Source organism: Bacillus sp. L_1B0_5, from assembly GCF_000836715.1.
Taxonomy (GTDB): Bacteria; Bacillota; Bacilli; order Bacillales; family Bacillaceae_G; genus Bacillus_A; species Bacillus_A thuringiensis_S.
Window position 1 is genome coordinate 1 of the sequence record NZ_JXIS01000050.1, and the last position, 13,577, is coordinate 13,577.

A 13,577-nucleotide genomic window follows, 5' to 3' on the forward strand; every position below is an offset into this window, starting at 1 on the left:
CCCTAAAGGGTTTCCCAACACTCTGAGAAGGTATCTCACTAGGATGAGATACCTTCTTTTTATCCCGCATTAACGGGCAGTAAGATCCCGCCTCAAAATTCAGCGGAAGCAAAAAAGTTAGGCGGGGGATTCACTGCCCGTAAAAGCCCGATTGGTTCAACTAATAATCAGTGGGGGATGAACCCCCCACTGATTAAAGTTTCACTTTACCTTTTAAATCCACCTTCTGAATGAATAACTTGCCCCGTAATCCACTCAGCTTCTTCACTTACTAAAAATTTAATGAGTCTAGCTGCATCCTTTGGCTCACCAATTCTGCCAAAAGGAAACATCGGCTTTAACCCTTGTTTTATCTCTTCAGTCATCCATCCTGTATCGGTTGGTCCTGGATTAATTGCATTCACTGTTATTCCTAAATGAGCTACCTCTGCTGACAACGTACTAGTAAGAGCATCAATAGCTCCCTTCGTTGTCGCATAAGCTAGTTCTCCTGCCATAGGACCTTGAAATTGCCCCGAAGTAATATTAACAATTCTACCACCAGATTTCTTATCAAATCCTCGGGCAAATTGACTACTGAGCAATGTAGTCGCACGAATATTCACCATATAATGCTTATCTAATTCTTCAGCAGTCAACATAGAGAAATCATTATTCGTAGAATATGCTGCATTATTAATTAATATATAAGGGTACCCTAATTGTTCAGTAACTTTATTTATAAGCTCTTTCGGTGCATCATTCCGAGTTAAATCTAACTCCATGCTCGATACTCTAACACCGTTTTGTAATAGCTCTTCTTCTAATTGTATTTGTTCATTTTTATCAACGCCCCAAGGCATCTCTTTATCATACTCTGTCCAATACGTAAAAAATATATCGTATCCTGCTCCAGCTAATTCTTTACAAATCGCTGTGCCTATACCATCTAGACGACTTACGCCTGTAACAACTGCTACTTTATTTTTTAATTGGTTCATCATATACTCCTCCAAGTTTAAAGGACGCATATTTTATATAAGAGATATAAACTTTCCCACAAAAAAGACAGATACATAAAATAGGCATCTATCCTTATAAAAGGGATGTACAAGCCAAATATGCATTCCTTGAATGATTTACAGATAACTAAATAAACCCTCGCTTATGAGAGCAAAATTTATCTATCTAGTAGTTTCTAATCATTACAAGTTCATCCACATATCTAGTCTTTGCCTCCTTTTGATATATCTCTATTATTAGTCTATCAAAAAAGATGAAATGTTACAAAAAATAAAACAATTACTCACAACATATATTCGTTCACATTTCCTCCATTGTGAATCTTTTCACAATGGATATATAATAAACTTGTAAATACAATATTGGAGGGATTTCAATGGTTATCAATTTTTTAAGAACTGATAAACGTGCTACTTTCATATTATTATTATTACGGCTTTACATAGGATATACATGGCTCGCTGCTGGGATAGGCAAAGTCTTCGGACAATCTTTTGACGCAAGTGGTTTTCTAAAGGGTGCTATTGCTCAAGCATCAGGTGACCACCCTGCAGTACAAAGTTGGTGGGCAGATTTTCTTCAACATTTTGTTCTTCCAAACGCAGACCTATTTAGCTTTTTAGTTCAATGGGGAGAAATTTTAGTAGGTCTAGGTTTAATTTTAGGCGGATTAACAAAAACAGCTGCATTTTTCGGAATCATAATGAATCTTTCATTTTTATTAAGCGGAACTGTTAGTGTAAACCCAAACCTACTTATTTTGACTATGTTCATTTTAGTTGCAGGGCAAAACGCTGGACGTATTGGATTAGATGGCTATGTTTTCCCTAAACTTTTCCGTAAAAATAACCACGGAACATATAAATTAAGTAAAACTGCGTAGTAACAGTTTACTTTTAAAATATAAATAAGAAAAAGAGCCTGAGTATAGGCTCTTTTTCTTATTTATCCTAATTTAAACTTTTAACGAGCCACGAAAACCTCTGGCAGCATAGTAAGAGTCTGCTCCATTGTGGTACACGAAAACATGTCCGAAGCGATAATCGCAAAATAGAGCACCACCGAGTTCTCGAATATCTGAAGGTGTTTGTACCCAACTTGATGATTTCATGTCAAAATCCCCAAGTTGTTGCAATTCCCGATATTGTTCTTCTGTTAATAGTTCAATGCCCATAGCATTGGCAACATCAATAACGTTATTTTCTGGTTTATGTTTTTTTCTTGATTCTAACGCCTCAAGATCATAACAAAGACTTCTGCGGCCTTTAGGACTCTCCTTTGAACAATCATAGAAAGTATATTCGTCCTTTTCTTCATCATAACCGACAACATCCGGCTCACCGCCAGTTACTTCCATTTCGTTAAGTGACCACAATTTTTCATTATTAGTAGTCAGCTTCGTTTCAACTTTAGCCCATTCAAGACCTTCATGGCGGTTCATGTTTTTCTCAAAACGAGCTTGCAATACTTTCAATAACTCTTCACGTTTTTCTACTAGTAAGTCATTTTTATTTCCTGTCATATTAGTCCTCCCTGATGTGTGTACTGATAGTAGTTTAAGTATATATTTTATAATAAATCATCTCAATATGAAGACTGTTTCAACCTTATGTATATCCTGTACAAATATCCATTATAAAGTTCTAAAACCCTCCATACTCTCTCCAAGAATATAATGGGAAAACCACATCAAATTCTGTTTCATAATAGCTACATTCATTCCCGGCTGATTAGGACTATATGCCATTCCTTTAAATATAATTAATTCTGTATCAACTTCCATACCCCTTAATCCTTGATATAGCTCATATGCATTTGCAGTCGGAATTCTTGCATCTTTTTCACCATGTTGGATTAAGGTAGGAGTACAGGCCGATTTAATATATGTCATTGGTGATGTTTTCTTATATATATCTGGATCATTCCATGGAGCATTTCCTAAATACATGCTAATAAAGTAAGGGATATCGGTATTTACATAATGGGTACTCCAGTTCGTAATTCCGCCTCCAACTGAAATAGCTTTAAATCTACTGCTAAATGTTGAACAGAAAGCTGATATATATCCTCCGTTACTCCATCCCATAACTCCTACTCTATCTTTATCTACAATCCCTTTTTCAACTATTGCATCCACTCCAGATATAACATCATCATAATCAGCAATTCCTTGTTTTCTATAGTTTGCTTTTAAAAATTCATTACCATAACCAGAACTCCCTCTATAGTTTGGCTCTAAAACGATAAAGCCTTTTTCGATAAACTGTTCAATCGGATATTTCTCATTAAAACAGTCTGAAAATATCGGAAAGGACGCCCAATTCGGACCACCATGGATTACTACTAATAAGGGATATTTTTTATTTGCCTCAAACTCTACTGGAGTTGATAGAACACCCTCTATTTCAAGACCATCACTACTTTGCCATGAGATGATTTCTCTGTTACTTTTAAGCCTTCCTTCGAAAAAGCTATTTTCATTCGTTATTTTTTTATCATCAAAATAGATTTCAAAGGTTTCATTTGTTATAGCCTTAGTATATGTTATATGATTGCCATCCCTTGTTATAGCGGCATCCATTATAAACCCATCTACTGGTTCGTTTAGCATTTCCACAGTGCCATTCTCACATAGCAATCCAATACGGTAATTCGTTTTATCCTGCCATCTAATTAAAATCCCTTTAGCCGTCCACTGTAATGGCATAACCGTACTATCAAAATTTATTAAAGGTTGAATTACCTCTCCCGTATTCATATCATATATCTCTAATGTACTATCTTGTATATGGTTTCTATAGTAATCCTTCTCTCTTATGCTTGCTGCGTAACATATTTTATCGCCCTCAGGAGAAAAGCAGACACTTGCTCCTAACAACTTATTTATATTCATCTTTTGTAGTGCCCCAGCTTCAACATCTAATATGTATAGATCACTATTCATATAATCGTTTAAGTTTGGTGTAACCATACATACAACCTTTTTCCCATCATTTGAAATATCAAAGTTATGTATATAAAAATCCTTACCATCCGTTAGTTGATAAACACCTTTAATCTCGCGTTCCTCTTTATCATTTTGTATTACCTTTTCTATCTCAATGTAGTATAAACAATTATTTCGATGTTCCTTACCTACATGGTGGAAATCTCCATATAGTTCCTTACGTTTCTTTATGCCCTCACATTCTTTTGACTGTGCAATATAATAAAAACCTTTACCAGTAGGCTCCCATTTGAATGTATTAACTCCATCCTTCTCATTCGTAATTTGAACCTCACTACCACCGTCTATTGACTTAACAAAGATCTGATTTGTATTAGCCCCGTCCCCACCTGGGCTAAGGTATGCAATAGTCTTAGAATCTGGAGACCATAATGGATGTGTACTATCTATATCTCCATTTGTTAGTGGGTAACTCTGCCCTTTATCTTTCTCATATATCCATACATGATTTCTATACGCATTGTCTTCCCAGTTAGCTGTCTTCTTTACAAATGCTACGTTTTTGCCATCATCACTTATATTTGTACTCGCTAAGGTCGGTAATGAAATAATCTCTTCTATACTTAAATATGTTTTTGCTTTCACTTCCATATAATAAGCCCCCTTATAATGTCCATGAATCTATCGTCTCTTCTCTTCATAATAAAGAAAATTGTTCACGCATACTTAAAATGATAGCGGAAAATTCAGATAAATAAAAGTAAATCTGATAAAGTAAAAATTTAATCTATAGGGTTCTATTCACCTACCAATTTTAGATTTTCTTTTTCAATAAAAAATACCCCTTTAGATACAATATCTAAAGGGGTACCGATTCATATATTTATTACCCTACCAACCTCTACTCAACAGTAACAGACTTAGCTAAGTTACGTGGCTTATCAACGTCACACTCGCGGTGAAGTGCTGCGTAGTATGAGATAAGTTGGAATGGAATAACTGCTACTAGCGGTGCTAGTGCTTCGTGTACAGCTGGTAATACGAAGCTGTCTCCTTCCATTTCTAAGCCTTTCATTGAGATGATACATGGGTTAGCTCCGCGTGCTACTACTTCTTTCACGTTACCACGAATTCCAAGGTTTACGTGCTCTTGTGTAGCAAGTGCGATAACTGGTGTACCATTTTCGATTAAAGCGATTGTACCGTGTTTTAACTCTCCTCCAGCAAATCCTTCTGCTTGAATGTAAGAGATTTCTTTTAGTTTTAACGCACCTTCTAATCCTACGTAGAAGTCTACGCTACGTCCGATGAAGAAACAGTTACGCGTTGTCGCTAAAAATTGTTTTGCTAATGCGTCCATTTCTTCTTTTTGATCACAAAGTTCTATCATTGCATTTGCTACAAGTCCTAGTTCGTGTGTTAAATCGAAATCAAGAACTTCACCTTTTGCTTTAGCAATATCAGCTGCTAAAATTGAAAGTACTGCAAGTTGTGCTGTGTAAGCTTTCGTTGATGCAACTGCAATTTCTGGTCCAGCGTATAACGGAAGTGTATAATCAGCTTCACGAGAAAGCGTAGAACCAGGCACGTTTGTAATTGTTAATGCTTTATGACCCATTTCATTTGTTTGTACAAGTACTGCACGGCTATCAGCTGTTTCACCACTTTGTGAAATGTAAATGAAGAATGGTCTTTCTGTTAATAATGGCATGTTGTAAGAGAATTCACTTGCTACATGCACTTCAACTGGCATTTTTGCAAACTTCTCGATAAATTGTTTTCCAACAAGACCTGCATGATAACTCGTTCCACATGCAATGATGTAAATACGATCGCTATCTAAAATCGCATTGCGGATGTCTTGATTTAATTCAATTTCGCCATTTTCATCTTGATACTTTTGAATTATATTACGGATTACAAGTGGTTGCTCATCGATTTCTTTAAGCATGAAGTGAGGATATGTTCCCTTTTCAATATCACTTGCGTCTAATTCCGCTGTAAACGGTGCACGTTCAATCGTTTCACCTTGTAAGTTTTTAATTGTAATACTTTCTTTCGTTACGATTACGATTTCTTTATCCATTAACTCAATAAATTGATCTGTAACTTGTAACATCGCCATAGCGTCGCTTGCCACAACATTAAAGTTGTCACCAACACCTACTAATAGCGGGCTTTTGTTTTTAGCAACATAAATCATGTTTGGATTTTCAGCATCAAGTAATCCGATTGCATAAGAGCCATGTAAAAGAGATAGCGTATTACGGAACGCTTCTTCTACACTTAATCCTGTGCTCACTTGTTGTTCCATAAGCTGTACGATAATCTCTGTATCTGTTTCACTTACGAACGTTACATCTTGTAAATATTCCTTTTTCACTAATTCATAGTTTTCAATTACACCGTTATGAACTAGTGTAAAGCGTTTTGATGTACTTTGATGCGGATGCGCGTTTACTTTACTTGGAACACCGTGTGTAGCCCAGCGTGTGTGTCCGATACCTACGCTTGCTGCTACGTTCTCATCTACGATTTCACGAAGTTTTGCGATACGGCCTTTTTCTTTGTATACAACAACACCGTTCTCTGCTTGTACTGCAATACCTGCTGAATCATATCCACGATATTCTAGCTTTTCTAAACCTTTTAATAAAATTTCCTTTGCATCTTGCTCTCCAATAAATCCTACGATTCCACACATGTTTAGTCGCCGTTACAAATGCTTACACTGCTCTGCGAACATGTAACGACATAGTCCGATACCATTTTTATTTATACTAAAAAACGGATTACATATTGCTAGCCCTGTAAGCTTGTAACGGCTTTCACCTTCCTCTCGATTGGGTTTAAGTCCGTATATACTTATACAGCTAGTTTTCATCCGTTCCTCTTCTCTCATCACACTTTCACCTTTGTCCACTAAGTCACCTTAATGATTTAAGTAAAAATTTGCGGTTGTGATGAACAACCGGGAGTCATCCGCCGAAATCTCGATAAACCCCACCTCGTCAACTACACTATTTGTAGTTCTGGCGCTTTTATAATTTACAATATTTCCTTTGAGAAAAAGAACAAGACCATCTTATAACAAACATGGATAAACCGTCAATGAAATTTTTTTCATCGTCTATAAAACATATGAAAAAGGAGCACTTTTTGTGCTCCTTTTTCATATAAATTCAGCTAATTACTCAGCGCCAACTTCGGCTTTCACAACTTCTACAATGCGATGTACATATGCATCACAAACTTCTTGTGTTGGTGCTTCTGCCATTACACGAATAAGTGGCTCTGTTCCAGATGGACGAACAAGAATACGGCCATCACCGTTCATTTCTTCCTCTACAACACGAATAATTTCTTTAATTTTTTCATTTTCTAATGCTAATTTTTTATCTGTTACACGAACGTTTACTAGCAATTGTGGGAATTTCGTCATTTCTCCTGCAAGCTCAGATAATGGTTTTTTCGTCATTTTCATGATGTTTACAAGTTGAAGTGCACTTAACATTCCGTCACCAGTTGTAATGTAATCAAGTAAGATAATATGGCCTGATTGTTCTCCACCTAAGTTGTAACCACCGCGTTTCATCTCTTCCATTACATAGCGGTCACCAACTGCTGTTTTATCACTTGTAATATTGTTTGCTTCAAGTGCTTTGTAGAAACCTAAGTTACTCATAACAGTTGAAACAACTGTATTATGTTTTAATTGACCAGTTTCTTTCATGTACTTCGCACAAATAAACATAATTTGATCACCGTCAACGATGTTTCCTTTTTCGTCTACAGCAATTAAACGGTCGCCATCGCCATCAAAAGCAAGTCCGATATCCGCACCTTTTTCTTTTACCAATTCAGCTAATACTTCTGGATGTGTAGATCCTACACCTTCGTTAATATTCATACCGTTCGGTGAAGTTCCCATTGTTGAAATGTCAGCTTCTAGGTCTGCAAATAAGTATGGAGCTAGAGAAGAAGTTGCACCATGTGCACAATCTAAAGCGATATGTAGACCAGAGAAATCTTCTTCAACAGTTTGTTTAATGTACTGTAAATATTTTTGTCCACCTTCAAAGTAATCGCTCACTTGTCCAAGATTAGTACCTGTTGGACGTGGTAGTTCATCAACTTCTTTGTCTAATAAAGCTTCAATTTCAGCTTCTTGCTCATCTGTTAATTTAAAACCGTCTGAACCAAAGAATTTAATACCGTTATCTTGTACTGGATTATGAGATGCAGAAATCATAACACCCGCTTGTGCGTCTAGTGCTTTTGTTAAATAAGCAACGCCCGGTGTAGAAATAACGCCAAGGCGCATTACTTCTGCTCCAGTTGATAATAGACCTGCTACTAAAGCTCCTTCTAACATATGGCCAGATACACGTGTATCACGACCGATAATTACTTTTGGACGATCTGTATCTTTTGTTAATACATAACCGCCAAAACGCCCAATTTTGAAAGCTAATTCAGGTGTTAACTCCTTATTTGCAACTCCGCGTACTCCATCTGTACCAAAATATTTACCCATTATGATTCGCTCCTTTTTCTTGCTCTTTTTGATTATGGTTATCTACTGTTGGTTCTTGACTAGTTTCTTTATCTTTATCTTGATTTTGGTTTTGATTATTTTCCTGTTCCTTTTCTGGATTAGGTTCAGGATTTTTTGGTTTCTCAGTTTGATTTTCTTGATTGGTGTTTGAATCCGGTTCTTGACCGTTACCCTGTACTTCTTTATCTGGTTTTTCTTTTTTCACAATAGTAACTTTAGCATTTTTTTGCTTTGACTCTATTGAAATATTACCAGGACCACTCACTTGAATGGAAATATCTTTCGTCCCTGGAGATATATTTTGCAAATTAATTACCGCTGTTATTTGAGCAGCTGTTATTTTATCTACTATACTTGCTTCTCCTGAAATATCAACACTTATCTTTCCATCTTGCGGCGAAAGTAACTGAGCAGTAACATCTTTAGAAAGTCCATTTTTTTGGATTGGGATACCATCAATCGTTTTTGTTTTCGTTTGTTTTGTTTTTTGCACTCCCACCGAAACTTTCACTTGATTCGGTTTTGCGCTTGTTACACCCTTGGGTAATAAAACAGAGGCATCGAATGTTGTAGACTCTGTCAATTGACTAAGATCTACTTCGACCCCCTCTATCGATTGTATATTATCCAAAATATCTTTTGGACCTGCTATCGTTACTTCTTTTGGCTCAACACTAATATTTGTAATTGCCAATCCTTCTGCTAAACTCCCCTTTTTCGTATATGTTATAGGAACAGTTTTTTCAGTATTATTGGCTGTAGTTTGCGTTGCCACATTCAACGTTACACTAATCTTAGATGGACTTGTTCTTACATTTAAACGTTTTCCTTCTTTATTGTATAATGTAACTTCGGGCGTTTTTGTAACAGTTTTATTAACACCTTTTAAATCAACATACGCTTTGGCAGATGAAATACTTTCAATTTCTTCTTTCGTCCCAACTACCTCAACAGTATCCGGTTTAAGGTTTGATTTTTCGAGAGTAGCTCCCGCTGGCATCTGATCCTCATTTGATAATTTCAAATCTACATGAACATATTTTCTCGCCTTTTCATGAAGAGTAACTTTAATTGTTGATGGCTGAACTGTTCCTTTCACATCATCTGGAAGCCCGTTCGTTTTTAAAGAAACTTCATAAGTTCCTTTTGCACTATCTCGCAAATCAATTGTTATGTCAAATTGTTTTTTTGCTTTTGCTGTAGCAACTGCTGCTTTTGGGCCCTCTAACTTCACTTTAACGCCCTCTGACGGAATACCACTTACAATATATTTCTCTTCATCATACTTAACCTTAATACCATAATTAGTTAATGTTTCTTTCGCATCATTCGCGAAAGGTACTATACCTGATGTCGTATTTTTTTCAGTTAACGTCGCTGACATAAAAAGCATACACGCCAATAGTAATGAGATCCCTTTTAAAAACCAATGATTCTCCATTAACTTATCCATGACGCTTTCTCCTCCAATTCCATAAAGACGAAGAAGTCGTTTTTTCGTTTCCACTAAATTCAGCTAATAACATATCCTTCAGCTGTTCTGTCTTCAAGTCACGATGCAACTTGCCATTTTTCGTTAAAGAAATTTGACCAGTTTCTTCCGACACAACTACTGTAATACTATCAGTGACTTCACTAACTCCCATTGCAGCACGATGTCTAGTTCCTAATTCTTTAGAAATAAACGGACTTTCTGATAATGGAAGATAGCATGCTGCTGCTTTAATTGTACTTCCTTGCATAATTACTGCTCCGTCATGAAGAGGTGTATTTGGAATAAAAATATTAATAAGTAGTTCCGATGATACGTTTGCATTCAGCGGAATACCCGTTTCCACATAATCACCCATACCGGTCTCTTTTGACAAAGTAATTAATGCACCAATTCTACGTTTTCCCATATATTCGGTTGCTTTTGCTATCGCTGTTGCAACCATCTCAGGTTCATCATCCTCATGAGTTCCAACACGCGAAAATAAACTCCCGCGTCCTAGCTGCTCAAGTGCTCTTCGCAATTCTGGCTGAAAGATAATAATAACGGCTAAAAATCCCCACGTTAATACTTGTTCAGTTAGCCAATATAGCGTATGCAATTCAAGGAAAATACTGATCATCCGAACGACAATAATAACTGTAATCCCTTTTAAAAGTTGAACAGCCTTCGTCCCTCGGATTATGAGAATTAGCTTATATATAATAAACCATACAACGGCAATATCTAATACCGTACTAAGATATTTCAAAATGGTCGTATCTTCAAAAGGCATGCTAACCCTTCCTCCTACTTACGAGCAATTCTATCCATATATTGAAATATTGTTTTATGCTCTATCTGTATGTATTTCCAACAACTAGTTAATTATACCATACATGAAACAAACAACAATTACAAACAACCCCCTTTAACTCAAATTGGTAAGATGTCAAACATTATTATCGTACAGTATAATATAAGTCATTATTATACGCCTATTTTCAAATAAAAAAAGCAACTTCTCAGTTGCTTTTCTTACATTTATTTTAGTTTTTCACCGAATAAAGAACCCATTAAAGCAACTGCTGTTGTTGCTGTTCTATTTCTCTCATCTAAAATCGTATTTACCTCAACAAATTCAGCAGATGTGATAATATCAGCTTCTGCTAACATTTCCATCGCTAAGTGGCTTTCACGATAAGATAGACCGCCAATTACAGGCGTCCCAACACCTGGTGCATCATGAGGATCAAGACCATCTAAATCTAATGACAAGTGGATACCATCAGTATGAGATAAATATGCGATCGTTTCTTCCATAACAGCCGTCATCCCCATACGATCAATCTCATGCATTGAGAATACTTTAATACCTTCATGGCGAATGAAGTCTTTTTCTCCTTCATCCAACGCACGTGCACCGATAATTACAACATTCTCTTTTTTCACCTTTGGATATGCTCCGTATAAATCTACAAGTGAAGAATGTCCATAACCTAAACTTGCAGCAAGTGACATACCGTGAATATTTCCAGATGGTGAAGTTTCCTCTGTATTTAAATCACCGTGTGCATCATACCAAATAACACCTAAGTTTTTATAATGTTTGGCTACACCAGCTAATGTACCGATAGCAATACTATGGTCACCACCTAATACAAGTGGAAAACGACCTTCTTCTATAATATGATCCACCTTACTTGCTAATTCGTTACATACAGTTGCAACTTGTGTAAGGTTTCTTAATTTTGTATTCGCATCTACTTCTTTTTCTCTCTCTATACATATATCTCCCATATCTTTAACGTCATATCCAATTTCTTCAATTCTTTCAATTACCCCTGCATAACGGATCGCGCTCGGTCCCATATCAACTCCACGACGCATCTGTCCTAAATCCATTGGAACTCCAATAACTGAGATTTCTTTTTTCATAGATAGTATCCCCCTTTTATGCCTTCACTAAATATTTTAAATCTTTTATATAGTCTGACTCAACTCGACATTTTTTTGTATGGATATACAATTTATTCACTTATATTCACGTTGAAAATCAAATTCCAAGACTATTCTATGTATAAAGTTAACTTAATGAAACAATCGCAATCACTATTATTAAATAATAATAATAAAACACCCCTACATTTAGAAGTGTTTTTCTGACGCTATTTTCCATACTGCTGCAATATTCTTCGTTGTCATTTCAATATTTTCTTCTGCTACTTTATATGCTTCTTCTAGTGTCATCGGTCTCGTTGTAATACTAAATACCGCATCTATTCCTTTCTCGTACACAGCTGGATAATCAGATGATACAGACCCTCCAATAGCAATTACAGGTACAGATAAACGTTTCGCACGCCCCGCAACACCAACAGGAGCCTTTCCATATGCAGTTTGTTCATCTATTCTACCTTCACCAGTTATAATGAGAGTTGCACCTTCTATATGTTTATCGAAATTTGTATAATCCAATACAATTTCAATGCCCCTCCGCAAATCTCCCTTTAACACTGAAATAACAGCCGCTCCCATTCCTCCCGCTGCTCCTGCACCAGGTATTCCAGATACATCAGAAGATACATATCTTTTAAGGATATTCGCATAATGTTTTAAATTCTCATCTAACTCTTTCATCATCTCTACATTCGCACCCTTTTGTCTCCCAAATACGAAAGATGCTCCCTGCATTCCGACTAATGGATTATCCACATCACATGCCGCTTCTATCTTTATCCCCTTTAAGCGTGGGTCCATTTGTGAAAAATCAATAGCAACAATCGAATGTAACGTACCTCCAGATGGATCTATTACTTCACCCTTGTCATTTATAAATCTTACTCCTAAAGCTGCTAACATGCCTGCCCCACCATCATTTGTAGCACTTCCTCCAAGTCCTAAAATTATGTACTCCGCCCCTTGATTTAGCGCATGTAATATAAGTTCTCCTGTTCCTTTTGTCGTTGTAATAAGTGGGTTTCGCTTTTCAACTGACACGTGCTGTAATCCTGATGCTGCTGCCATTTCAATAAACGCTGTCTTTTTATCTTTAGACATGCCATAAAAAGCTTGTACACTTTCTCTAAGCGGTCCTGTCACACTAATTGATATAATTCTCCCCCCTGTAGCATCAACAAGCGATTCAACCGTCCCTTCTCCTCCATCTCCAATCGGTATTTTCACATACTTTGCATTAGGAAAAATTGCTCTAAAACCTCTTTCAATAGCTTCACATACTTCTATAGCTTTTAGGCTTTCTTTATATGAATCAGATGCAATAACAACTTTCACAATTATCCCTCATCCCTTATTTTTACGTTTTCTTCATTTTAAACGATAAATATAAAAGTTGTCTTTTTAAACACAAAAAAGCTTACATCATATGATGTAAGCTTTTTCTATTTAGATGGAGCCTAGCGGGATCGAACCGCTGACCTCCTGCGTGCAAGGCAGGCGCTCTCCCAGCTGAGCTAAGGCCCCTTAGTAATAAAGCGGAAGACGGGATTCGAACCCGCGACCCCAACCTTGGCAAGGTTGTATTCTACCACTGAACTACTTCCGCGAAAATGGTGAGCCATGAAGGATTCGAACCTTCG

Annotated in this window: 11 protein-coding genes and 2 tRNA genes; 1 reads left to right on the top strand and 12 read right to left on the bottom strand. The window is 36.6% G+C overall.

Annotated features, from left to right (window positions below; all coding sequences use genetic code 11):
• Nucleotides 1-206 precede the first annotated feature (206 nt).
• Nucleotides 207-983, bottom strand: a complete 777-nt coding sequence (locus RT27_RS17610; RefSeq protein ID WP_029441432.1) for an SDR family oxidoreductase — start codon at nt 981-983, stop codon at nt 207-209.
• Nucleotides 984-1,378: 395 nt separating this feature from the next.
• Here RT27_RS17610 and RT27_RS17615 point away from each other — a divergent pair, with 395 nt between their 5' ends.
• Nucleotides 1,379-1,885 carry a DoxX family protein gene (locus RT27_RS17615; protein ID WP_000236367.1) on the top strand — a complete coding sequence of 169 codons (507 nt, stop codon included), beginning with the start codon at nt 1,379-1,381 and terminating at the stop codon, nt 1,883-1,885.
• 72 nt (nt 1,886-1,957) lie between these two features.
• Here the strand turns inward: RT27_RS17615 and RT27_RS17620 are convergent, their stop codons facing one another.
• From RT27_RS17620 to RT27_RS17670, 11 genes are all read right to left on the bottom strand, one after another.
• Nucleotides 1,958-2,524 carry a DUF4256 domain-containing protein gene (locus RT27_RS17620; RefSeq protein WP_016084007.1) on the bottom strand — a complete coding sequence of 189 codons (567 nt, stop codon included), beginning with the start codon at nt 2,522-2,524 and terminating at the stop codon, nt 1,958-1,960.
• A gap of 111 nt (nt 2,525-2,635) precedes the next feature.
• The gene (locus RT27_RS17625) at nt 2,636-4,600 is read right to left on the bottom strand and encodes a S9 family peptidase (protein WP_043936821.1); all 1,965 of its coding nucleotides are present in this window, start codon (nt 4,598-4,600) and stop codon (nt 2,636-2,638) included.
• A 250-nt stretch (nt 4,601-4,850) separates the two neighbouring features.
• Nucleotides 4,851-6,653, bottom strand: a complete 1,803-nt coding sequence (glmS, locus tag RT27_RS17630) for a glutamine--fructose-6-phosphate transaminase (isomerizing) (RefSeq protein ID WP_016084009.1) — start codon at nt 6,651-6,653, stop codon at nt 4,851-4,853.
• Nucleotides 6,654-6,665: 12 nt separating this feature from the next.
• The gene (locus tag RT27_RS17635) at nt 6,666-6,851 is read right to left on the bottom strand and encodes a hypothetical protein (protein WP_001206405.1); all 186 of its coding nucleotides are present in this window, start codon (nt 6,849-6,851) and stop codon (nt 6,666-6,668) included.
• Nucleotides 6,852-7,139: 288 nt separating this feature from the next.
• A complete protein-coding gene (glmM, locus tag RT27_RS17640; protein WP_000521479.1) occupies nt 7,140-8,486 on the bottom strand; it encodes a phosphoglucosamine mutase in 1,347 nt (448 codons plus the stop codon).
• Entirely contained in the window at nt 8,479-9,960 is a 1,482-nt protein-coding gene (locus tag RT27_RS17645) for a CdaR family protein (protein WP_029441428.1), read from the bottom strand. The genes glmM and RT27_RS17645 overlap by 8 nt, the downstream gene beginning before the upstream one ends.
• Nucleotides 9,953-10,774, bottom strand: coding sequence for a diadenylate cyclase CdaA (gene cdaA / locus RT27_RS17650; RefSeq protein ID WP_016084011.1), 822 nt, complete (start codon nt 10,772-10,774; stop codon nt 9,953-9,955). Before cdaA ends, RT27_RS17645 begins: the two co-directional genes overlap by 8 nt.
• 248 nt (nt 10,775-11,022) lie before the next feature.
• A complete protein-coding gene (gene rocF / locus RT27_RS17655; RefSeq protein WP_043936822.1) occupies nt 11,023-11,916 on the bottom strand; it encodes an arginase in 894 nt (297 codons plus the stop codon).
• A gap of 210 nt (nt 11,917-12,126) precedes the next feature.
• Complete coding sequence (locus RT27_RS17660; protein ID WP_043936823.1) at nt 12,127-13,272, bottom strand: glycerate kinase; 1,146 nt, start codon at nt 13,270-13,272, stop codon at nt 12,127-12,129.
• A gap of 116 nt (nt 13,273-13,388) precedes the next feature.
• A tRNA-Ala gene (locus tag RT27_RS17665) sits at nt 13,389-13,461 on the bottom strand.
• 10 nt (nt 13,462-13,471) lie between these two features.
• Nucleotides 13,472-13,543, bottom strand: a tRNA-Gly gene (locus RT27_RS17670).
• Nucleotides 13,544-13,577 lie beyond the last annotated feature (34 nt).